The sequence below is a fragment of the Pacificispira spongiicola genome (assembly GCF_012926505.1).
Taxonomy (GTDB): Bacteria; Pseudomonadota; Alphaproteobacteria; order UBA8366; family Aestuariispiraceae; genus Pacificispira; species Pacificispira spongiicola.
The window spans coordinates 394,186-414,335 of the sequence record NZ_JABBNT010000003.1 but is presented as its reverse complement, the minus strand read 5'-3'; the positions used below and the strand labels follow the sequence as shown (position 1 = coordinate 414,335).

The 20,150-nt window shown below is 63.0% G+C and carries 19 protein-coding genes; 12 read left to right on the top strand and 7 right to left on the bottom strand.

The features are described from left to right. Window positions 1-251 precede the first annotated feature (251 nt). From HH303_RS11440 to gpt, 7 genes are all read left to right on the top strand, one after another. Window positions 252-1,766 carry a methyl-accepting chemotaxis protein gene (locus tag HH303_RS11440; protein WP_319637390.1) on the top strand — a complete coding sequence of 505 codons (1,515 nt, stop codon included), beginning with the start codon at window positions 252-254 and terminating at the stop codon, window positions 1,764-1,766. Between the two features lie 38 nt (window positions 1,767-1,804). Beyond that, window positions 1,805-2,215 carry an HIT domain-containing protein gene (locus HH303_RS11435; RefSeq protein WP_169625467.1) on the top strand — a complete coding sequence of 137 codons (411 nt, stop codon included), beginning with the start codon at window positions 1,805-1,807 and terminating at the stop codon, window positions 2,213-2,215. 54 nt (window positions 2,216-2,269) lie between these two features. Beyond that, entirely contained in the window at window positions 2,270-3,004 is a 735-nt protein-coding gene (locus tag HH303_RS11430; protein WP_169625466.1) for a M48 family metallopeptidase, read from the top strand. An 84-nt stretch (window positions 3,005-3,088) separates the two neighbouring features. Further along, the gene (locus HH303_RS11425; RefSeq protein ID WP_169625465.1) at window positions 3,089-4,294 is read left to right on the top strand and encodes a multidrug effflux MFS transporter; all 1,206 of its coding nucleotides are present in this window, start codon (window positions 3,089-3,091) and stop codon (window positions 4,292-4,294) included. After that, window positions 4,291-5,472, top strand: coding sequence for a multidrug effflux MFS transporter (locus tag HH303_RS11420; protein ID WP_169625464.1), 1,182 nt, complete (start codon window positions 4,291-4,293; stop codon window positions 5,470-5,472). Before HH303_RS11425 ends, HH303_RS11420 begins: the two co-directional genes overlap by 4 nt. A 169-nt stretch (window positions 5,473-5,641) precedes the next feature. Next, the gene (locus HH303_RS11415) at window positions 5,642-7,156 is read left to right on the top strand and encodes a DegQ family serine endoprotease (protein WP_169625463.1); all 1,515 of its coding nucleotides are present in this window, start codon (window positions 5,642-5,644) and stop codon (window positions 7,154-7,156) included. A 129-nt stretch (window positions 7,157-7,285) separates the two neighbouring features. Beyond that, window positions 7,286-7,768, top strand: coding sequence for a xanthine phosphoribosyltransferase (gene gpt, locus HH303_RS11410; protein WP_169625462.1), 483 nt, complete (start codon window positions 7,286-7,288; stop codon window positions 7,766-7,768). Window positions 7,769-7,780: 12 nt separating this feature from the next. Here the strand turns inward: gpt and HH303_RS11405 are convergent, their stop codons facing one another. The 6 genes from HH303_RS11405 to HH303_RS11380 form a co-directional block, all read right to left on the bottom strand. Continuing rightward, window positions 7,781-8,614, bottom strand: coding sequence for an ABC transporter permease (locus tag HH303_RS11405; RefSeq protein WP_169625461.1), 834 nt, complete (start codon window positions 8,612-8,614; stop codon window positions 7,781-7,783). Next, window positions 8,611-9,558 carry an ABC transporter permease gene (locus tag HH303_RS11400; RefSeq protein ID WP_169625460.1) on the bottom strand — a complete coding sequence of 316 codons (948 nt, stop codon included), beginning with the start codon at window positions 9,556-9,558 and terminating at the stop codon, window positions 8,611-8,613. The genes HH303_RS11405 and HH303_RS11400 overlap by 4 nt, the downstream gene beginning before the upstream one ends. Window positions 9,559-9,590: 32 nt before the next feature. Beyond that, entirely contained in the window at window positions 9,591-11,090 is a 1,500-nt protein-coding gene (locus HH303_RS11395; RefSeq protein WP_169625459.1) for an ABC transporter substrate-binding protein, read from the bottom strand. 120 nt (window positions 11,091-11,210) lie between these two features. Then, window positions 11,211-12,233, bottom strand: coding sequence for a P1 family peptidase (locus HH303_RS11390; RefSeq protein ID WP_169625458.1), 1,023 nt, complete (start codon window positions 12,231-12,233; stop codon window positions 11,211-11,213). After that, window positions 12,230-13,750 carry a M81 family metallopeptidase gene (locus tag HH303_RS11385; RefSeq protein ID WP_169625457.1) on the bottom strand — a complete coding sequence of 507 codons (1,521 nt, stop codon included), beginning with the start codon at window positions 13,748-13,750 and terminating at the stop codon, window positions 12,230-12,232. Before HH303_RS11385 ends, HH303_RS11390 begins: the two co-directional genes overlap by 4 nt. A gap of 50 nt (window positions 13,751-13,800) precedes the next feature. Continuing rightward, window positions 13,801-14,565: a Crp/Fnr family transcriptional regulator gene (locus HH303_RS11380; protein ID WP_227421725.1), complete on the bottom strand. Its 765-nt coding sequence runs from the start codon at window positions 14,563-14,565 to the stop codon at window positions 13,801-13,803. Window positions 14,566-14,827: 262 nt separating this feature from the next. On the opposite strand from HH303_RS11380, the gene HH303_RS11375 reads away from it, so the two are divergent. Next, on the top strand, window positions 14,828-15,283 hold the full coding sequence (locus HH303_RS11375) for a hypothetical protein (protein ID WP_169625456.1): 456 nt from the start codon (window positions 14,828-14,830) through the stop codon (window positions 15,281-15,283). Window positions 15,284-15,303: 20 nt separating this feature from the next. On the opposite strand, the gene HH303_RS11370 is transcribed toward HH303_RS11375, so the two are convergent. Beyond that, window positions 15,304-16,662 carry a sensor histidine kinase gene (locus HH303_RS11370; RefSeq protein WP_169625455.1) on the bottom strand — a complete coding sequence of 453 codons (1,359 nt, stop codon included), beginning with the start codon at window positions 16,660-16,662 and terminating at the stop codon, window positions 15,304-15,306. 222 nt (window positions 16,663-16,884) lie between these two features. Here HH303_RS11370 and rpmH point away from each other — a divergent pair, with 222 nt between their 5' ends. From rpmH to yihA, 4 genes are all read left to right on the top strand, one after another. After that, window positions 16,885-17,019, top strand: coding sequence for a 50S ribosomal protein L34 (rpmH, locus tag HH303_RS11365; protein WP_169625454.1), 135 nt, complete (start codon window positions 16,885-16,887; stop codon window positions 17,017-17,019). 119 nt (window positions 17,020-17,138) lie between these two features. After that, window positions 17,139-17,642 (top strand): ribonuclease P protein component, encoded by a 504-nt coding sequence (gene rnpA, locus HH303_RS11360; protein ID WP_169625453.1) that lies wholly within the window; start codon window positions 17,139-17,141, stop codon window positions 17,640-17,642. Beyond that, complete coding sequence (yidC, locus tag HH303_RS11355) at window positions 17,629-19,401, top strand: membrane protein insertase YidC (protein WP_169625452.1); 1,773 nt, start codon at window positions 17,629-17,631, stop codon at window positions 19,399-19,401. Before rnpA ends, yidC begins: the two co-directional genes overlap by 14 nt. A gap of 93 nt (window positions 19,402-19,494) precedes the next feature. Beyond that, entirely contained in the window at window positions 19,495-20,148 is a 654-nt protein-coding gene (gene yihA, locus HH303_RS11350) for a ribosome biogenesis GTP-binding protein YihA/YsxC (protein ID WP_169625451.1), read from the top strand. Window positions 20,149-20,150 lie beyond the last annotated feature (2 nt).

Here is a 20,150-nt window from a genome sequence, read left to right as displayed (position 1 = left end):
GTACGGTTGCAAGAACTTGTCTTAATCGCAACTGGCGAGCGTCACTATATAAACCGAATCGTGGTTCACATTGGCTTCCGTACTTCAACTATTGACGGGGTTTTCTCGTAAAAAGGTGCCAATAGATAATTTTATACAACCTTTTATATTCGTAACCTATTTTACTATTTAACATTATTTTAACTATCACTTAGCATAGTACCGTCACAACGAAGGGGAGCGTTGATTATGACATGTGCTAGGAGGCATAAGTGGGGAAACTATCAATCGGTGCGTTCGGATCGAACGACGTATCCGCGAAGTATAAGGCCCTGGACAATATCCAGGCGATCATCGAATTTCAGCCTGACGGCAAGATTATCACGGCGAACCAGAATTTCCTTGAGGTGATGGGCTATACGCTCGACGAGATTCGCGGAAAACAACACCGGATATTCATTGAGCCGAAAGAGGCTGACTCTCCCGCTTATCGCGACTTCTGGACCGCCTTGAACAAGGGCGAACCTCAGAAAGCCGAATTCAAGCGCATCGGCAAGGGCGGCAAGGAAGTCTGGATCGAAGCGTCCTACAACCCGATCCGCGACCGATTGGGCAAGGTCTACAAGGTCGTCAAATTCGCCATCGATGTCAGCGACCGCAAGAAACAACTGGCGGAATTGCAGGGACAGGCGAACGCGATCGACGCGTCCCAGGCCCTCATTCAGTTCTCGATGGACGGCACGATCCTGGACGCCAACAAGAACTTCCTGAAGGTGATGGGCTATAGCCTGGACGAAATCAAAGGCAAGCATCACCGAATGTTCGTCGAACCCGACTTCGCCGCCAGCCCCGACTACAAGAAATTCTGGGGCGATCTCAATCGCGGCGAGTTCCAGGCCGCGCAGTACAAGCGTATCGGCAAGAACGGCAAGGAAGTCTGGATCGAAGGGTCGTATAACCCGATCTTCGATCTGAACGGCAAGCCGTATAAGGTCATCAAATTCGCGACGGACCTGACGCCGCGCAAGATGGAAAATCTGAAGCTTGCCGACGATTTCGAAGCCAATGTGAAAGCCGTGGTCGACGAGGTTGCAACCTCCGCCCAGGAAATGGAATCTACCGCGCAGGGCCTCGCCTCCGCCGCGGAACAGACCAGCAGCCAATCGAACGTGGTGGCGGCGGCGACCGAGGAACTGGCGGCATCCGTCAACGAAATTTCCGGCCAGGTGGCCAATTCAACGAAGATCGTCAACGATGCCGTCGCGGAAGTCCGCCGGTCGGAGGAACTGGTCGCGGGGCTGGTCGAGGCCGCTGCCAAGATCGGCACGGTCACGGCGATGATTTCCGATATCGCGAACCAGACCAACCTGTTGGCGCTGAACGCCACGATCGAGGCGGCGCGTGCCGGAGAGGCCGGAAAAGGCTTCGCGGTCGTCGCGTCGGAGGTCAAGACGCTCGCCTCCCAAACCGCGCAGGCGACGGAGGATATCGAATCCCAGATCGGCGGCATCCAAACCGTCAGCCGGTCCACGGCCGAGGCGATCAAAGGCATTGCCGAGGTCATTCAGCAGGTCAGCGAGATCAGCGCGTCGATTTCCGGCGCGGTGGAGGAGCAATCCGCGGCCACGTCGGAAGTCTCCGCCAACATCTCTGGCGTTCAGGCGGCGGCCAACGAAACCGGCGGCGCATCCGGCACGATGTTGACGGTCGCGCAATCGCTGTCCAAACGGTCGGACGAATTGCACAGTCGCGTTGAGGAATTCCTTGGCAATGTCCGGGCGATGTAGTCCCCTCCCGTCGAATTAACCGACGGAGAGGCAGTCCGATGCCGCAAGAATTCAGTCTGCATGCACAGCTTCAAAAGGACACGGTCACGGTCGGCGATTTGCCGTTGTGCCGTGTCCTTTTGTCGAAAGATGCCCGGTTTCCCTGGGTCGTCCTGGTGCCGCGCCAGCCGGACCTGCGCGAATGGCACGACCTGACGGCGCCGGACCGCGCCACCCTGACGGAAGAAATCGCCGCCCTGTCCAAGGCGATGCAAGTGGAATGGGGGGCGGACAAAACCAATGTCGCCGCCCTGGGCAATATGGTGCCGCAATTGCACATCCATATCGTCATGCGCTTCATGACCGATCCCGCCTGGCCCGGCCCGATTTGGGGCGTCGGCACGCCGGAGGCCTATGAAGACGGTGCCTTGGCCGAAACGCTGAGCCGCGTCCGCGCCTGTTTCCTGTAAATCCCGATCCGCTTTCCCGTTTCTCGTAATCGCAAATCGGCCTATTAGACGGATATGGGATTTTTCCGAAAAAGCAGGCTGCCCGCCGCCCCGGTGGAAATCGCCGAAACCGTGCTTCTGGACGGCCGCAAGGTTGAGGTCCTGTGGCGGCGGCATCCGCGCGCGCGGCGGCTGAAGCTGCAGATCGACACGCGCAGCGGGCGACCCGTCGTCAGCTATCCCATGACCGTACCGGATACGGAAGCGCACGCCTTTCTGTTGCGCAACGCCCGCTGGGCCTTGGACGCCCTGGACAACATCCCGACACGCATCGCCTTTGCCCCTGGTGTCGCCGTGCCCATCGCCGGGCGCGACCGTCGGATCGACCATCGCCCGGATGCCCGTGGCGGCGTGCGGATCGACGGCGACAGCCTGATCGTATCGGGAGAGGCCGCGCATCTGCCGCGCCGGGTCACCGATTTCCTGAAGGCGGAGGCGCGGCGCACCGTCAAACCGCTGGCCCAGGACCTCGCCCTGCAAGTCGGGCGAAAACCTGGACGCATCAGCCTGCGCGATCAGGTCAGCCGCTGGGGGTCCTGCGCGGCGAACGGGAATCTGTCTTTCAATTGGCGTCTTGTGCTTGCCCCGCCCCCGGTACTGCACTACGTCGTTGCGCATGAGGTCTCGCACCTCATCCACATGGACCATTCCCCGGCCTTCTGGTCGCTGGTCGCCCGCCTGGACCCGGATTACCGGGCCGCGCGGGATTGGTTGACGGCGGAAGGCGCAAGACTGCATCGGATCGGCTGACCCGCCGGCCGGTACCCTGAATACAAGCCCTGTCGCCCTCTTTGGGCCCTGAACGCCCTCTTTGGATCGACCCGAGGATACGGAATGCAAGACGGATCCGCACCGCGCGGCATGTTGCCCCTGATCACGGCCCTTGTCGCGATGGGCGTCGCCTCCATGGCGCTCTATGTGCCGTCCCTACCCGCGATCCAGGCCGATTTCGGGGTGGAACCCGCCGATACGCAGCTGACATTGACCCTGTTCTTTCTGGGGTTTTCCACGGCGCAATTGCTGTTCGGTCCGCTGTCGGACCGGTTCGGGCGTCGCCCGATCATCCTGATCGGCCTTGTCCTGTATTCCGCGATCAGCCTCGCCTGCGCCTTTGCGCCAGGCATTGAGGCCCTGCAGATCGGGCGTTTTCTGCAAGGTTTCGCGGCCTGCGTCGGGCCGGTGGTCGGGCGCGCCGTCGTCCGGGACAAATTCGACGGTCCGAAAGCGATCACCGCCTTCGCCGTCGTCGGGACGGCACTGGCCATCGTACCCGCCGTCGCGCCGATGCTGGGCGGGTTCCTGCAGGCCCATATCGGATGGCGCGCCAATTTCGTCTTCCTGACCCTGGCCAGCCTGATCCTGTTGGCGACGACCTATCTGAAACTGACGGAATCGGTTCCGGAAAAGAACCTGGACGCGCTGAAGCCCCGTCGGCTTGTGCGCATTTACGGCGGTCTTCTGTCCTCCCCCTTCTTCATGGGACAGGCGCTCGCGTCCAGCCTCGCCTTTGCCGGGTTCTTCGCCTATTTCACCGAAGCGCCCTTTCTGTTCATCGGCGAAATGGGCCTGTCACCGGACATGTTCGGTCTGTTGATGATTTTCACCGTCGCGGGATATGCCAGCGGCAGCTTCCTGGCCGGTCGGCTGATCCCGCGCCTGGGAACCCGTCCGGTGATCCTGCTGTCCTTCGTATTCCTGATCGCCGGGTCGGGCTTGCTGTATCTTTTGTCGGATAGCTTGACCATCGCGCGCGTCATCGGCCCGATGAGCGTCTATACGATCGGCTTCGGCATGGTCATTCCGGGCAGCATGGCGGAGGCCCTGCGCCCCTTCCCGCGCGTCGCCGGCAGCGCATCCGCGATCCTGGGGTTTTTCCAGTTTTTCTGCGCCGCCCTGACAAGCCTGCTGGTCCAGCCGCTTTATGACGGGACCGCGCGCACGCTGGCGCTGGTCATTATCGGCGTGGCGCTGTTCACGGTCGTCCAGTTTCTGGTTCTGACCCGAAACGGTCCCCCGGAAGCGAGGGAATCCGCCGCATGATGTTCCGCAAACCGGCGCCGACGGCGGCCCCCGTTTCGGTGCTGCTGGTCCTCATGGTGGCGATGGGTCCGATTTCGACGGACCTCTATCTACCCGCCCTGCCCGCGATCCAGGCGGCGTTTTCCGCCGATGTGGCGGGGGTGCAGCTGACCCTGTCGATCTATCTGGGCACCTTCGCCATTTGCCAGATCCTGTTCGGTCCCCTGTCCGACCGGTTCGGACGACGGTCGGTCATGATGGGCGGGATGGCGATCTATTTCGCCGCCTCCCTGGTCTGCGTTTTCGCGCCCAGCCTGGAAATCCTGATCCTGGGGCGATTCCTGCAGGCGCTGGGCGCCTGTGCCGGGCCGGTCATCGCCCGCGCCATTGTCCGCGACATTCACGGCCCCGAAGCCGCCGGGCGGGCCCTGGCCCGGATCGCCGCCGCGATGGGGATCGCGCCGTTGATCGGACCGGTTCTGGGCGGTTATCTGACGGCGCAATTCGGCTGGCAGAGCTGCTTCGTCCTGACCTCCATCGCCGGCGGGATGGTCCTGGTCGGCGGTTTCCTGTTGATGAGCGAAACCAACCCCTATCTGGACGCCACCGCTACCGCGCCGCGTCAATTGATGCGCAATATCGGCGGCTTGCTGCGCGACCGCCGGTTTGTCGGCTACACGCTTGCCGGAACCGCGAGCTATTGCGGATTGTTCTGTTTCATTTCCGGGTCCAGCTTCGTCTTCATCGGTATTCTGGGCGTCCCGGCGGAGGTCTTCGGGTTCTGCTTTTCCGCCGCCGTCGTCGGATTCATCGCCGGGGCGCAAATCGCCGGGCATATGAGCAACCGTCAACGCGCGCTGACGATCGGCACCCTGTTCAACGGCGTGTTCGGTGTCGCGCTGCTGATCCCCGTCCTGGCCGGAATCGAAACCGTCTGGACGATCCTTGTACCGATGGTTCTCTACCTGATCGGAATGGGGCTGGTCCTGCCGCATGCGCAGGCCGGTGCCGTCGGTGATTTCGGGCGAATCGCCGGAACCGCGTCGTCCCTGTTCGGGACGGTCCAATATGCCATCGCCGCCGTGGTCGGTGTCGTGGTCGGCCTGTTCCTGGACGGCAGCGCCCTGCCCATGGCTTTGGGGATCGCCCTGTCCGGTATCGCCGCAATCGTGGCGCATTTTGGCCTGACCCGCGCGTAATTGAGGCAAATTCATGGTTTTCCGGCCTATACCGGCCCCAGGTGTTGACGGACACTTGATCGCTTCCCACGTCCCAGCGGAACGAAACCGGGTGCATGCCCGTCATCAGATGTTATCGTGTATTCTGGAACCTACGCCTTCGTTCGGCGTCAGCGATTAGAGGACCGATATGAGCTACCTAAAAACCCGTATACTCCAATCCAGGGAGGCCACCTCGCGACGCGGTCCCGCGCCGGTTCTGGCCCTTCCGAAAGCGGAGGCGCACAGTGCCTTCCGCCTGTTGACCGCGGCGACCTTGATGGTTGCGGCGGCGATTGCCTTCGCGCAGCCGAGCTTTGCACGCGGCACGCCGGAATCCTTCGCCGATTTGGCGGAAAAATTGTTGCCCGCCGTGGTCAACGTTTCGTCCGAACAGGAAGTGAAGCGGTCCGGCCCCTTCCCGGAAGAATTCATGGAAAAATTCGGCCGCGGCCGGGACGACGAACCGCCCCGCCATGCGCAGAGCCTAGGGTCCGGTTTCATCGTCGACGGCACCAAGGGCATCGTCATCACCAACAATCACGTGATCGAAGATTCCCAGGAAATCAAAGTCATCCTGCAGGACGACACGGAATATACCGCGACGCTGGTCGGCACCGACCCGTCGACGGATGTCGCCGTCCTGAAGATCGATACCGACGGCAAGACCCTGCCGGAAGTGCCCTGGGGCGATTCCGACAAGTCTCGCGTCGGCGACTGGGTGATGGCCATCGGCAACCCGTTGGGCCTGGGCGGCACGGTGACGGCGGGGATCATCTCCGCGCGCGGCCGTAACATCCAAAGCGGCCCCTATGACGACTACATCCAGACGGACGCGTCGATCAACCGGGGCAACTCCGGCGGGCCGCTGTTCAACATGGACGGCGAGGTCGTGGGCATCAACACGGCGATCTTCTCCCAGACCGGCGGATCGATCGGGATCGGCTTTTCCATCCCGTCCAATCAGGCCGCCAATGTCGCGGATCAGATCCTGAAATACGGCTCCACCCGTCGCGGCTGGCTGGGCGTTTCGATCCAGGAAGTCACCGACGATATCGCCGACAGCCTGGGTTTGGCGAAAGCGGAAGGCGCGTTGATTTCCACCGTGCATGAAGGCGGCCCGGCGCAAACGGCCGGTTTCGAGGCGGGCGACATCATCCTGTCCTTCGGCGGCAAGCCGGTGCACGACACGCGCGAGCTGCTGCGTCTCGTCGCCAATGCCAGCGTCGATGAGGCCGTTGAGGTCGAAGTCTGGCGCGACGGCAAGACGATCACCCTGAACCCGACCTTGGGTCAGCGGGAAAAGATCGATCTGGCGGCGCTGTCCGGTGAAGGCACGATCGAACAGGGCAAAGGCTCCGTCAGCCGCCTCGACTCCCTGGGCGTGGAAATCTCCCCGCTCAGCGAGGCCCTGATCCAGGAATATAACCTGAATGCCAATGAAGGCGGCGTGGTGATTACCGATATCGCCAAGGATTCGGATGCCGCCGACAAGGACCTGCGCCCCGGCGACATGGTTCTGGAAGTCAACCAGAACCCGGTCAGCACCCCGGCGGATGTTGAAAAGGAAGTCACGACGGCAATGGATGCCGGCCGGTCTTCCGTCCTGCTGAAAGTATTGCGTGGCGACCGGAAGATCTTCGTGGCGGTGCGTTTCGCCCGCTGATCCGATCGACCATCGCCTAATCGGCCCCGGCTTTCCCATACGGAAGCCGGGGCTTTTTATTTCGTGACGCCCGGCCACGCTTCCGCTAGTCAAAAAGACGGTCGAGACCAAGCATTCGGAAGGACGACGATGAGCGAGCCGCGCAATAAGGAATATCCGGTTTCCTGGGAAGAACTTCACCGCAACGCCCGGGCGCTGGCCTGGCGCCTGTCGGAACTTCAGCCGCTGGACGGTGTGATCGCCATCACACGCGGCGGGCTGGTCCCCGCCGCCATCGTCGCGCGCGAATTGGAAGTCCGCCTGATCGACACGGTCTGCATCGCGTCCTATGACCACAAGACCCAGGGTGAGGCGAATATCCTGAAAAAGCCGGAAGCCGGAGACGGGTCGGGTTGGCTGATCGTCGACGATCTGGTCGATACGGGCAAAACGGCGAAGATCGTCCGCGAGATGCTGCCCAAGGCACATTTCGCCACCGTCTATGCCAAACCGGCGGGCCGCCCGCTGGTCGACACGTTCGTGACCGAAGTGTCCCAGGACACCTGGATTCTGTTCCCCTGGGATGTCGAATTGGCCTATGCCGAGCCGATCCGCAACCGGGGCAAGCGATAGATTAACCGCTAACTAACCCCTGGCGCGCATCGACCGCAGGCGCGGGTCCAATAGGTCCCGCAGCCCGTCGCCCAGCATGTTCAGCCCCAAAACCGCCCATAGGATGGCAAGGCCGGGAATGATCGCCTGCTTCGGGTCGAGGTAGAGCAGCGTTTGCGCGTCGGCCAGCATCTTGCCCCAGCTGGGGTCCGGCGGTTTGACGCCGAGGCCGAGATAGCTGAGCCCCGCTTCGGCCAGGATCGCGACCGCGAACTGCACCGTTCCCTGCACCGCGATCACGCCCGCGATATTGGGCAGCAAATGGATCGCCGCCACCGACGGCCAGGGCCGCCCCAGCGCCAGCGCCGCGCGGATGAAGGGCCGGGCCATGACCGACAAGGCCGCGCCCCGGATCACGCGGGCAAAGACGGCGATGTTGAAGATGCCGACTGCGACCACGACATTCGCCGCCCCCGGTCCATAGACGGCGGCGATCAACACCGCCGACAGCAGGGCCGGAAAGGCGAAGATCAAATCCGCCCCGCGCGCGATCAGTGTATCGGCCCAACCGTCGCGGTTCATCGCCGCCGCCAATCCCAGCGGCAACCCGCCCGCCAGACCGACGACGACCGCCGCGCTGCCGACCAGAAGGGCCGTTCCCGCCCCGCCCAGCACACGCGACAGGATATCGCGCCCGAACATATCGGTCCCCAGCCAGTGGGCCGCGCCGGGGCCTTGCAGGCGGTCGATGATCGACTGCGCGTCCACCGGATAGGGTGTCCAGACCAGCGACAGCAGGGCCGCGGCCAGCACGCTGACGGTCACGACCAGCCCGATCCAGAGTTGCGGCAGGCGCGTTCCGGTCATGTCGCCCTCCGCAAGCGGGGATCGATCGCGCCATAGGCCATGTCGACCAGAAAGCTGAGCGCGACGACGAAGGCGGACAGCATCAGCACGAGGTTCCGCACCAGGACAAGGTCGCGTTCGAAAATCGCTTGCAGCAGCAACCGCCCGACCCCCGGCAGGTAGAAGACGTTTTCGATGATCACCGCGCCCGCGACCAGAAAGGCGAATTGCAGACCCATCAGCGTCGCGATGGGGATCATCGCATTGCCCAATGCGTGGCCGACGACGATGCGCGACCCGCTCAATCCCTTGGCGCGGGCGGTGCGGACATAGTCTTCCCCCAGGGTTTCCAGCATGGAGGCCCGTACCATGCGCGACAGAATCGCCGCTTCCGACAGGGCCAGGGCCAAGGCGGGCAGGAACAGGGCGCCGAGTGCCGGACCGACGCCGCCTTCCCATCCCGGAAAGCCACCTGCGGAAACCCAGCCCAACTGCACCGCGAACAGCAGGATCAACAGAATGCCGAACCAGAAATTCGGCACCGCGAGGCCGATCTGCGCGAAGCCCATGATGAGCGTATCGGCCAGACGGCCCCGCTTCACCGCCGCCGTGATGCCGAAAGGCAGGGCCAGAAGCGTCGATAATATAAAGGCCAGAACGGCGAGCGGCAGCGAAACCGCCAGACGGTCGCGCACCATGTCCCAGACCGGCACGTGATAGACCTGCGACACGCCGAGGTCGCCGGTCGCCAGTCCCGCGATCCATTCGGCGTATCGAAGGGCGGCGGGGCGGTCGAGGCCCAGCTGCGCGCGCATCGCCGCCAAGGTATCGGGGCGAACTTCCGTCCCCAACAGGATTTGCGCCGCGTCGCCGGGCAACAGTTCCAGCGCCAGGAACACCACGGCGGACGCCGCCAACAAGGTTAGCACCAGCCCGGTCAGCCGCCGTATCAGAAAGCCCGCCATCCGCCTCAGAACACTCCGTTAGGCTGGGAAGGTCATTCCCACTTCACGCCGGTCAGGTCGTTCGCCTGGATCGGCGCATTGGCCCAGAGGCCCTTCAGTTCCTTTTTCGCAACCGCGACTTTCGCGAGTTGGAACAGGAACCCGTTGACCGCGTCGTCGGCCAGCATGCGCTGCGCTTCCTTATAAAGCGTGTTGCGCTGGGCCGGGTCGGACACGCCGTCGATCTTGAGCATCAGTTCCTTGAAGGCCGGATTGTCATAGCCGAAGTAATAATCGTCCCGGGCATAGATGCCGATATCCAGCGGTTCCGTATGGGAGACGATGGTCAGGTCGAAATCGTGATCGCCCTTGAAGACTTCCGACACCCACTGGCCCCAATCGACCGGAATCTGATCGACGTCGAAGCCGACCGCCTGCAGCTGCGCGGCCACGACCTCGCCCCCGCGACGGGCATAGACCGGCGGCGGCAGTTTCATGACCAGTTTCGTCCCCGGCGCGACCCCGGCTTCCGCCAGCAGCGCCTTCGCCTTTTCCGGATCGTAGGGGGTAACGCCGGTCAGATCGGTATAGGCCGGGCTGTGCGGCGCGAAATGGGACCCGATCGGCGTGCCGAACCCGAACATCGCCCCATCGATCACCGCCTGACGGTCAATCGCATGCTGAATCGCACGGCGCACCCGAACATCCTGCAACAGCGGGCGCCGCTGGTTCATGGCCAGAATGGTCTCGCCTTCCGTCGTGCCGACCAGCACCTGAAAGCGCGGATCCGCCTGGAACTGGGCCACGGCCTCCGGCGCGCCGATATTCGGGATCACGTCGACATCCCCCGCCAGCAGCGCCGCGACCTGGGCCGCCGGATCGGGAATGAACTTGAAGGTCGCCGCATCCAGCGCCGCCGCCGTTCCCCAATAATCCGGATTGCGGGTCAGCCGGACCTGATCGCCCTGGGTCCAGTCGACGAATTTGAACGGTCCGGTACCGATGGGATGGGTCTTGTTATCCGCCGCGGAGGCCGGGTCGACGATCACCGCATCACCCCAGCCCAGATTCCACAATAACAGGCCTTCCTTGCGGTTCAGCTTCAGGATGACGGTCTTGTCGTCCGGCGCCTCGATACTGTCGATGGCGGAAAACAAACCCTTCTGCGCGTTTTCGGAATCGTCCGCCACCGCACGTTCGAAGGAAAATTTGACGTCGGAAGCCTCCAGCGCCGCGCCGTCATGGAATGTCACGCCCGGGCGCAGGATGAAGCGATAGGTCATCCCGTCGTCTTCGATCACCCAGCGTTCGGCGAGGCCGGGCTTCACCTGACCCTGCGCATCGATCCGGGTCAGGCCCTCGAACACATTGGCATAGACGATTTCGTCGATGGCGGCCGGCGCGCCCGCCGTCGGGTCCAGATGCGGCGGTTCCAGCGTCACGCCCATAATCAAGCCCGTCTTCGCCTGGGCGGGCGTCTGCACCGCCGGTCCCAGGGTCAGCCCCAGAAGGATGGCCAGTCCCAAAGTGAATGCGCCCAACTGCCGTTTCATGATGCCCGTCCCGTTCTTGTTCGTCGTTCCACCGGATTTAACCCATCGTCCGGAGGCACAGTATCAACACCGCGATCTTGTTTGAAGTCGATATTCCCACCGCAGCGTCGCGTGATCCCCCTACCGCGCTGTCGCGTGTCGGTCGCGCCAGACCGGCCAATCGGTCGTGCCCGTCGCCTCGTAAACGCCTCGCGCAATGGCGCGGGCCAGACAATCCGCGGCGATCGCGCCCAACCGGCACAGGCCGACCAGATCCACCGCCGGCCCCCGCCCGGTCGACAGCGCGAACACCGTGTCGCCGTCATAGGGGGTGAAAATCGGCCGGATGGCGCGCGCAAAACCCGCTTCCGCCATCACGGCCATGCGATGGGTGTCCGCATGGTCCAGCCGCGCATCGGTGGCGACGACCGCGATCGTGGTATTGGTACGCCCGGCGGCGATGCCGCTGTCCAGTTTCGCGAAGACCGGTTCCGGATTTGCCAAGTTCGGCGACGGTCCCAAGCCGCCGAATTCGCCGTCCCGTTCGAACGGCGCGGCAAAGAAGAATCCATCCTCCCCGGTCGTTTCCCCGAAACTGTTGACCGCGACGATGGCCGCGACCGTCGCGCCGGTCACCGGATCGACCGCCGATGCGCTGCCCAGGCCGCCTTCCAGCGACCCGGCCCGCGCGCCGTATCCGGCCCCGGCCTTGCCGAGGGTGAAATCCGGTCCGGCGGCCAGCGCGGCTTCCCGCCCCAGACGCCGATAGGGCGGCTCTTCGCCCCAGTCCTTGTCGCCGCCATGGGACAGGTCATAAAGAATGGCCGACGGCACGATCGGAACGCGTTGCTTGCCGACATCGTATCCCCGGCCCTGACTGCCCAGCCAGGCATGCACGCCGCCGGCCGCGTCCAACCCATAGGCCGACCCGCCGGACAGCACCACCGCATCCACCGACCCGACCAATCCACCGGGGGCGAGGGCGTCCGTTTCCCGTGTGCCCGGACCGCCGCCGCGCACCTGGACCGCCGCGACCGCCCGCAGGTCCGGCTCGCAAAGGATCACCGTCGTGCCGGACCGGACCTGTCGGTCTTCGGCATTGCCGACCACCAGGCCCGCTACGTCGGTCAGACTGTTTCTTGTTCCGGGTTTGGGAACAGTCATTGCCCGACCTCCCATTCCGTTTGGGGGTCGAGGGGATAGATCGGCCGCCGCACCTTGCGATAGGCGAGACGGGTATTGTCGGATGTGGTCACGCCGTCCCCATCCAGGGTCAGCGTGTGACGCGCCAAGGTGCCGAAGCCCGCGCGATAGTGAATGCGGGATTTCAGCAAGATATATCGTGTCTTTTCCGGGTCGATCCCAACCATGCGCACGACACCCGCATCCCAGGGTTCGTGATGCAATGACGTGACGATGATCCGCACCAAACCGCCGCCCGCCGTCGCGACCCGCAAAAGGGCCGTCGGCCCGCATTGGATTTCGACGCCGGTATACATCGGCCCTTCGACGCGGAACTTGCCGTCGCACAGTTTTTCCACGATGCCCGTCACGGTCAGCGGTCGTCCGACGGCGCCGATGGACGGCATATCCGTCCGGCCGCCCAGGTCCAGCGTAACCGTCGCGCCTTCGCCTGCCGCCAGCATGCTCGCGACCGCAGCAGGGTCCCAAACGGTCGCGACCACCGCGCCTTGCAGATTCCGGCGCAGAACCGCCGCCACGACCGTCATCACGTCCTGGGTTGCGCCCGATCCGCAATTGTCGGCGTGATCCAAGAGGATGACCGGTCCGTCATTGTATCCCTTCGCCGCGGTCACCGCCGCGTCGAGGTCGCGTCCCTTATAAATAAAGGCATCGCGGGCGGCCCAGCAGCGCGTCAGCAAATCGTCGCGGGCCGTTTCCGCCAATGTTTGCCCGTCCGCAACGACGGAGCGATCGGCGATCACGACGGCGCTGGTCCCCGAATCCTCGATATCGGCCAGCGCAAAACCACCGAACACGGTCGCGGCGCGGATACCCGCCTCCCTTTCCCAGTCTCGGCAGCGGGCGACGATGGACCGCATCGGTTCGTCATCCGTCCCCTGACACAGGGTCTGGGACAGCAACGGCACCTGACCCCAGGCCATCACAGGGTCCGCTAGACCCTTCACCGCGTCCAGAACCGTCCGTCCCACGATTTCCGCGACCTCGTACATATCGGTATGGGGATAGGTCTTGTAGCCGATCAGCGCGGTGCAGTTTTCCACCATCGCCCGCGTCAGATTGCAATGCAGGTCGCAGGTCACGGCAATCGGCAGGTCCGGCGCGATTTCCCGGATGCGGCGCAATAGCGTGCCTTCGCCGTCATCGGTGCCTTCCGCCACCATCGCCCCGTGCAGGTCCAGCAAGGCGATGTCGCAACCTTCCTCCACCGCCGCCAGGATCGGGCCGGTCAGAGTCTCATAGGCCGCCGCCGTCACCGGACCGGAGGGCATGGCCTCAGCCGCGACGGGGGTGACGATTTCCGCCCCTTCCGCCTCCGCCAGCTTCATATAGGCGGCGAGCGGCATGGCGGTGTCGCGATAGGCGCGCGCCGCATCCTCCCCGAAATGCAGACCCCAGTCCTTGAATCGGGCCAGATCGGCGGGAATGGGCGAAAACGTGTTGGTTTCGTGCTTCAGCATCGCGCAGAGAATGCGCATGTAACGACCTATCCCTCGGCTTTATCTTTCATGCCGAGGTCGCGTCCGGTTCAGGCCCCTTCGGCCAGATCCTGCAACTGCTCGGCATCGTTGATTTTGACCCTGTTACCTTCAAGCAAACGGATAACACCGTCTTTTTTCAGATTGGTAAAGGTCCGGCTGACCGTTTCCGTGGTCAGGCCCAGATAATCGCCGATGTCGTTACGGCTCATCGGGACGGAAATCACCGACGGATCGTATCCCCGCTTTTCCGACCGGCGCGACAAGGACAACAGGAAGGTGCACAGCTTTTCCCGCGCCGTCTTGCGGCCCAGCAGAAGCATCTGATCCTGCGCCTGGGCCAATTCGTTCGACGCCATGCCCAAAAGCCGACGCTCCAGTTTCGGGAAACGGTCCAGCAAGGCTTCGAATTTGCGGCGGTTGAAACGGCACATATGCGCGTCGCCGACGGCTTCCGCCGAATAGGAATAGGTATCGTTCATCGCGATACCCAGAAAATCGCCTTCGAACAGGAATCCCGTGATCTGGCGGCGACCGTCGGGCAGCAGCTTGAACAGCTTCACCGCGCCGCCGGTGACGTTGAAAACGAAATCCGCCGGTTCGCCCTCGTCGATGATGGGATCGTGGGCGGTGCAGGTCTGCCGCGTCAGGATTTTGACGAATTCTTCGATTTCGTCCTTATCCAGAACGCCGCAAATCGACATTTCCCGCACTTCGCACGCCGCGCACGGGTTATCCAACGGCCCCTCGTATTTCAAGGGCGACCCCAAAACGTCGAAATCGTTCAAGGCGTTCTTCGGTGCGCACCGGCTCATCAAGCTTATCCCATCATTTTCCGCGATCATGCCAAACCGCCTTGAAATTGCAACCGGTTGCATTGCAGCGGGCTGTGACAGATTGACCTATATCATGGTTTGCCTGCCGGAATAGCGGGCATTCTGCGTCGCACGATTGCTCAATCAACCGCGCTTCTATCGCCGATATCGCGCCGTGAAAGCTGTAGACACCAAGATGACGCCATACAGTTCAACAGATTGCCGGATGCAGCCCGTGGAACCTTTCTGGGAAGTTCGGCCGATGACGGCCAACCGAATTGCGCAGGCCTTGCCTCTCGCTCAGACGCTGCGATCCGATCTGACGCTGACGGAGTGGGAGGCCTTCTGTGGACAGCGTTTGCATCATTCCGACAGCGATGCCGGCATGGATATCGTTACCGACGGCGACGGCTATCTTTTAGGCCTCGCCGCCTATCAAATTCGCACGGATATCCGCCATGGCCGGGTCCTGGATGTCGATCCGTTCATCGCCATGGATGTCTATGGCCGCGACCGGGCCTGCGAAATGCTGTTGGAGCATATCGAAAGCTTGGCGACCGATCGGGCATGCGGCGCCGTGCATGTCTCTCTGGAAGGGGTGGACGGCCGCTTCCCGCGCCGCTGCGGCACCAGTTTCACCCGTATTCTGGAAAGCGGCTATCGCGCCGACGGGCTGCGCCTGTGCAAAGGCATCTCTCAGCCCGCCAACGGCAATTAGGGTGATTGCGCGAACAGGGTTTAGGCTTGGCGCTGCTCCATCGCGGGCAGGGTTATAATAAAGACGGTCCCGTCGGCGGCGGTTCGTTCCAGGCTCAAATCGCCGCCGTGGTCGCGCGCCAATTCGCGGGCGATCGACAGGCCCAGTCCGGACCCGCCCGCCCGGGCCGACCCTTCAAACGGTTTGAACAGATTGTCCAGCGCCCGGGGCGGCAGTCCCGGCCCGTCATCGGCGATTTCTATGACGATATTGCCGTCCCGCGCTTCCGCCGACACCTCGATCCGGGACGCCCCGGCCTCCGCCGCGTTGCGCAGCAGGTTGCCGACCATGCGCGCCAATTGGTCGCGGTCGGCGAAAACGCTGATCTGGGACGCGACACGATTGGTCAGGCGCGCCCCGTTCGGCAGGCCGAACCCGGCGCTTTCCACGGCGGGCGCCAGCGGCACCGCCTTCAGGTCCAGCCCTGTCTCGTTCCGGCCGACATAGTTCAGCGTCCTCGTGCACAGTGCGACGGCCCGGTCGATGGCGTCGAGAAGACCGGGAGCGATCCGACGCACCTCCGGATCCTCTGAATTTTCCAACCGGTCCGACACGACCAACGCACTGGACAGAATACCGCGCAGATCGTGGTTGATCTTGGCGACCGCCGTGCCCAGCGCCGCCAGATGCCGCCGTTGGGTCAGGGCCTCGCGGATCGTCGTCTGCATCGCCGACAATTCGCGTTCGGCAACCCCCAATTCGTCGGATCGCTTGCTGGGCCGGATGGCGCGGCTTTGATCCTCCGGGCGTTCGCGGAAGTGGATCATGTTCCAGGTCAGACGTTTCAACGGCCGCACCAATTGGCGGCGCAGCACCAGGAACACCATAAAGGCCGTCAGGACGGAAATCGTCAGGCTCAACAGCAGAATGCGGTAGCCGAATGCCAGAATCGCGGCATTCAGCGGCGCTTCGTCCATGACCAATTCCAGTTGCATTTCCGGATCGCGCGGCGACGGACCGACGATGCGGACGATACGTTCCCCTTCACGGAACAAGGCCGCCAAGGCTTCCGAAATCATCGTGACGGGGCCTTCCGCGGCCAGGTCCACGGTTTCCTCCACCGCGGGCGGCATGGAGGTCATCAGCGACACCGCCATGTCGTCATGCCGCGCGGCAACACCCCGCGCACCGATGAAATCCAGGATTTCCTGCGCCGTTTCGTCGGAAATCATGCCGTGCGGGCTGCTTTCCAGGACCAGTAGAGCCAGATGCGCGCTGGTCATCCGGTCGGCGATCCAGGTTTCGCGGAAGCGGGCCACCGACGGCAAAAAGATCAGCACCTCCGCCAGCATGACGAAGAGGACGGTCAATACAAGAAGTCGGGCCGACAGGCTTTTCATAGACACTCTATATCGCGGTCGGCGCCATCCAGGCAATTGATGCCAACATGCCGATACGTCGATTTCTTTGCCCGAACCCCGCCGATATGGCGGTTTTACGGTATGAGCGCGTTGACTTGCGCGGTTCACACCACTATACAGCGGCGTCGAAATCGGCAGTAATTATTGGGGCCGTGCCAAGGATGCACCCTAGGGCCGCCCTTTTTAGTCGGAGTATGAACCGTGAAACGCACTTTCCAACCGAGCCGCCTGGTCCGCAAACGCCGGCATGGTTTCCGCGCCCGCATGGCCACCAAAAGCGGCCGTGCCGTCCTGTCCGCGCGCCGTGCCAAGGGCCGCGCGAAGCTGAGCGCCTAAGCCGGAACGATCAGCCGGACCGCACCCGACCTCTCAAAGGCGATATCTTGCGGGCCGTGACGATGACCGGGCAAACATCTTCTTCGAAGACCGAATCTTCTGATTTGCGGGCTTCGGACATGTTGGTCCTGGAGCGTCTGAAACGGCGGCAGGATTTCCTGAGGGTGACGCGGGCCAAGCGGTCGGCGGGCATGCCGGGCCTTGTGCTTCAGGCCTGCCCCCTGCCGCATCCGGCGGATCACCAAACGGCAGATCACTTTCGGGCAGATCAGCGACAGAATAGTCTTCGGACCTCCGGTCCCGAGAACAGCGATGCGGGCGACGGAAACGGCGCCCGCATCGGCTTTACAGCAAGCCGAAAAGTCGGTAATGCCGTTGCGCGCAACAGGGCCAAGCGACGCCTTCGGGCACTCGCAACCGAGGTTCTGGCGCGTCACGCCTGTCCCGGACAGGACTATGTCCTGATCGCCCGGCAGTCCACACCGACCCGGCCCTATGCCGCCTTGCGCGGCGATTTGGAGCGGGCGCTCAAACGGCTGAAGCTTTGGCGGGACTCCCCGCCAGTGCCGACCGCCGACCCGAATGAAGCCGCAACAAGAGGCGAAGCGGATGAAAGAGAATAAGAACCTGGTCATGGCCATCGCGCTGTCGGCGCTGATTTTGTTCGGCTGGCCCTATATCCAAGGCTTCTTCTTCCCGGCCCCGCCCGCGCCACCGCAGCAGGCGCAGACCACGCAAACGCAAACCGGCCAGACCGGTGCTGTCGACAGCGCCGGTGTCCCGACCATACCGGGCATGCCCAACGCACCGGGCACCGCCGCCGCGCCGATTACCCGCGAAGACGCCCTGGCCAATGCGCCGCGCATCGCGGTCGAAACGCCGCGCCTGTCCGGGTCGATCAACCTGCGCGGCGCGCGGATCGACGACCTGACGCTCAGCGACTATCACGAAACGCTGGAAGACGGCTCCCCCGCCATCGACCTGCTGCAACCGGCGGGCGGCGCGCAGCCCTATCTAGTGCAATTCGGCTGGTCCCCGATGGACGGTCTGGAAACGCCGGACGGCGACACGGTCTGGGCCGCGAACGGCGATACGCTGACCCCGTCCAGCCCGGTCACGTTGACTTGGACCAACGCGGCGGGCGTCACTTTCGAACAGTCCATCGCGGTCGACGAGAATTTCATGTTCACGGTGACGCAACGCATCGTGAACGGCAGCGACCAGACGATTTCCGCCGTGCCCTATGGCCGCATCTTCCGGGGCGCGAAGCCGAAGACGCAGAATTTCTACATTCTGCATGAAGGCCTGATCGGCGTCTTCGACGGCAAGCTTGAAGAAATCAAATACGACGATCTGGAAGACAAGCCGCAGGGCAAGGAAAGCTTTGCCACGACCGGCGGCTGGATGGGCATCACCGACAAATATTGGCTGGTCGCCCTGGTCCCGAATCAAACCGCCTCGGTGAATTCCACCTTCCTGCGTACCGGCACGACCGACGGCCAGTTCCACGTGAACTTCGTCGCCGATCCGACCAGCGTCGCGCCGGGAGCCCGCGTCGAAATGACCGACCATTTCTTCGCCGGAGCGAAGGAAACCCTGCGCCTGGACGCCTATAGCGAAAGCCTGGGCATCACGAATTTCGATCTAGCGGTTGATTTCGGTTGGTTCTATTTCCTGACCAAGCCGTTCTTCTTTGCCATCCATTGGTTCCACAGTGTGCTGGGCAATTTCGGTCTCGCGATCATGGCCCTGACGCTGTGCGTGAAGATCTGTTTCTTCCCGCTGGCGAACAAGTCCTACAAGTCGATGAGCAAGATGAAGCTGCTGCAGCCGAAGATCGTCGAGCTGCGCGAGCGTCTGGGCGATGACAAGCAGAAGCTTCAGTCCGAAATGATGGAGCTGTACAAGAAGGAAAAGGTGAACCCGCTGGCGGGGTGCCTGCCGGTTCTGATCCAGATTCCGGTCTTCTTCTCGCTGTACAAGGTTCTGTTCGTGACCATCGAAATGCGGCATGCGCCGTTCTTCGGCTGGATTCACGACCTGTCCGCGCCGGACCCGCTGGGCCTGCTGACGGTTTTCGGTCTTGTACCGTGGGACGTGCCGCAGATTCTGCATATCGTGAATATCGGCATCTGGCCGCTGATCATGGGCTTCACCATGTGGTTCCAGCAACGCCTGAACCCGCCGCCCGCCGACCCAATCCAGGCGAAAATTTTCGGTCTGATGCCGATCTTCTTCACCTTCATTTTGGGCGGTTTCCCGGCAGGTCTCGTGATCTACTGGGCCTGGAACAACTCGCTGTCCATCCTGCAGCAATATGTCATCATGCGCCGGATGGGCGTCGCGATCGGCGGCGGCAAGGCGAAGGACGCGGAAGAGTAATCTTTCGCGGTTTCCGCCGCTCTCCCCGCTGTTTTCCGCCCCCGACCGAACAGCGCCCCGACCGCCCGCGCGTGCCTGAAGGAGGGTTCCGCCATGGACGCATTCGACGAAACCGGACCGGACGCCGACGCGATTGAGCGCGGGCGCCTGCTGTTCGCGCGGGAATGCACTTTCATGCTGGGCTGCGTCGCGATGAAGCAGCTGCCGGAGCCGATCCTGCCGGAAGTCGCCTTTGCGGGCCGGTCCAATGTCGGCAAATCCAGCCTGATCAACGCGCTGACGGGACGCAAAACCCTGGCCCGGACGTCCAACACGCCGGGTCGGACGCGCGAAATCAACTTCTTCGAATTCGAAGGCCGCCTGCGGCTGATCGACATGCCCGGCTACGGCTATGCCAAGGTGCCGAAGCCCATGGTGGACGGCTGGACGCAACTGATCCACGACTATCTGCGCGGCCGCGCGGTGTTGCGGCGCCTGTGCCTGCTGATCGACAGCCGCCACGGCGTCAAATCCAGCGACGAACAGATCATGGATCTTCTGGACAAGGCGGCGGTGAACTTCCGCGTCGTCCTGACCAAGGCGGACAAGCCGAAATCCGGGGAGGTGCAGAAGATCGTCGCCGCGACGATCGAGGCGTTGAAGAAACATCCGGCGGCGGTTCCCCAACCCCTTGTCACCAGTTCGGAAAAAGGGTTGGGTATCCAGGAATTGCGCGCGGAATTGGCAGGTTTTGCCGAACCGGCCTAAAA

What these genes read in the sequence shown, in the direction of transcription:
- HH303_RS11435 (WP_169625467.1), top strand. Translation starts at nt 1,805, where the DNA reads ATGCCGCAAGAATTCAGTCTGCATGCACAGCTTCAAAAGGACACGGTC.
- HH303_RS11430 (WP_169625466.1), top strand. Translation starts at nt 2,270, where the DNA reads ATGGGATTTTTCCGAAAAAGCAGGCTGCCCGCCGCCCCGGTGGAAATC.
- HH303_RS11425 (WP_169625465.1), top strand. Translation starts at nt 3,089, where the DNA reads ATGCAAGACGGATCCGCACCGCGCGGCATGTTGCCCCTGATCACGGCC.
- HH303_RS11420 (WP_169625464.1), top strand. Translation starts at nt 4,291, where the DNA reads ATGATGTTCCGCAAACCGGCGCCGACGGCGGCCCCCGTTTCGGTGCTG.
- HH303_RS11415 (WP_169625463.1), top strand. Translation starts at nt 5,642, where the DNA reads ATGAGCTACCTAAAAACCCGTATACTCCAATCCAGGGAGGCCACCTCG.
- gpt (WP_169625462.1), top strand. Translation starts at nt 7,286, where the DNA reads ATGAGCGAGCCGCGCAATAAGGAATATCCGGTTTCCTGGGAAGAACTT.
- HH303_RS11405 (WP_169625461.1), bottom strand. Translation starts at nt 8,614, where the DNA reads ATGACCGGAACGCGCCTGCCGCAACTCTGGATCGGGCTGGTCGTGACC.
- HH303_RS11400 (WP_169625460.1), bottom strand. Translation starts at nt 9,558, where the DNA reads ATGGCGGGCTTTCTGATACGGCGGCTGACCGGGCTGGTGCTAACCTTG.
- HH303_RS11395 (WP_169625459.1), bottom strand. Translation starts at nt 11,090, where the DNA reads ATGAAACGGCAGTTGGGCGCATTCACTTTGGGACTGGCCATCCTTCTG.
- HH303_RS11390 (WP_169625458.1), bottom strand. Translation starts at nt 12,233, where the DNA reads ATGACTGTTCCCAAACCCGGAACAAGAAACAGTCTGACCGACGTAGCG.
- HH303_RS11385 (WP_169625457.1), bottom strand. Translation starts at nt 13,750, where the DNA reads ATGCGCATTCTCTGCGCGATGCTGAAGCACGAAACCAACACGTTTTCG.
- HH303_RS11380 (WP_227421725.1), bottom strand. Translation starts at nt 14,565, where the DNA reads ATGAGCCGGTGCGCACCGAAGAACGCCTTGAACGATTTCGACGTTTTG.
- HH303_RS11375 (WP_169625456.1), top strand. Translation starts at nt 14,828, where the DNA reads ATGACGGCCAACCGAATTGCGCAGGCCTTGCCTCTCGCTCAGACGCTG.
- HH303_RS11370 (WP_169625455.1), bottom strand. Translation starts at nt 16,662, where the DNA reads ATGAAAAGCCTGTCGGCCCGACTTCTTGTATTGACCGTCCTCTTCGTC.
- rnpA (WP_169625453.1), top strand. Translation starts at nt 17,139, where the DNA reads ATGTTGGTCCTGGAGCGTCTGAAACGGCGGCAGGATTTCCTGAGGGTG.
- yidC (WP_169625452.1), top strand. Translation starts at nt 17,629, where the DNA reads ATGAAAGAGAATAAGAACCTGGTCATGGCCATCGCGCTGTCGGCGCTG.
- yihA (WP_169625451.1), top strand. Translation starts at nt 19,495, where the DNA reads ATGGACGCATTCGACGAAACCGGACCGGACGCCGACGCGATTGAGCGC.